Source organism: Pseudomonas sp. TWP3-1 (genome assembly GCF_049896625.1).
Lineage (GTDB): Bacteria > Pseudomonadota > Gammaproteobacteria > Pseudomonadales > Pseudomonadaceae > Aquipseudomonas.
Genome location: NZ_JAFCUQ010000046.1, coordinates 1 through 881, shown reverse-complemented (window position 1 = coordinate 881; position 881 = coordinate 1). Strand labels below are relative to the sequence as shown.

Annotated in this window: 1 protein-coding gene; it reads right to left on the bottom strand. The window is 60.5% G+C overall.

The window, feature by feature from the left end; translation table 11 throughout:
* The coding region (gene tssI / locus ACP7BN_RS27665) for a type VI secretion system tip protein TssI/VgrG (protein ID WP_426206976.1) at positions 1-881 on the bottom strand (881 nt) is incomplete at both ends.

Genomic DNA, 881 nt, shown 5'->3' with positions numbered 1-881 from the left:
CCTTCGCGGTCCCAGTGGAATTGCACTTTGACGCGGCCGTATTGATCGCAGTGGATTTCTTCACCTTTGGGGCCGGTGACCACGGCGCTCTGGCTGCCGAGGATGCGCGGTTTCGGGTGCTTCAGCGGTGGGCGATTCGGTACGTCCCACGGCGTGGCCTGGAAGCGGTTGCGGTAGCCCTGATGGAAATCGTCTTTCAGCGCGGTGGTGTCGCTGGTTACCGACTCTTCGAGCACCTGCGGCTGTTTGCCTTCGTGCAGGACTTCGGTGAGCAGCCACAGGTCGTTCCACTTGGCTTTTGGGTGTTCGGTCAGCGCGAGAAAGTGGCCGCTGACCAGCAGTGGCTGATCGCTTTTGCCTTCTGCGAGCTGGAAGTCGCTGCGGTGGCGTTCGAGTGCGCGTTTGGCCAGGTGTTTGCCGCGTTCGCGGTCGATGAAACGGCCCGGATAGTCGTAGTCTTCGAGGTCGGGCAGGGCGTCGCCACGGTTTTCGCTTTCGAGGGTGATGCGTGGTTTTTCGAAGTCGTAATCGCGGCGGGTGGTGCGGCTGGTGCGGGTTTCCAGGCGCAGGTCGAAACGCTTGATCACCGGGTCGCTGGCGACCATGCCGGAGTCTTGCTGGTAGGCCACTGGTTTGAGTTTCGGGAACACCGTCTGGTCATCGCCGAAAATCAGTTTGTGGCCGGTGGCGCTGTGCTGGAAGTGGTAGTGAATACCTTCTTCCTCGCACAAGCGCTGGATGAAATGCAGGTCGGATTCGTCGTACTGCACGCAGTAGATGCGCTCGGGGTAGATCGAACCGGTCTGGAAGGCGTAGGCGTTGCTCTGGATGCCGTGTTCTTCCAGCACCATGCCGATGATTTTCGGCACCGTGAGGTTCTG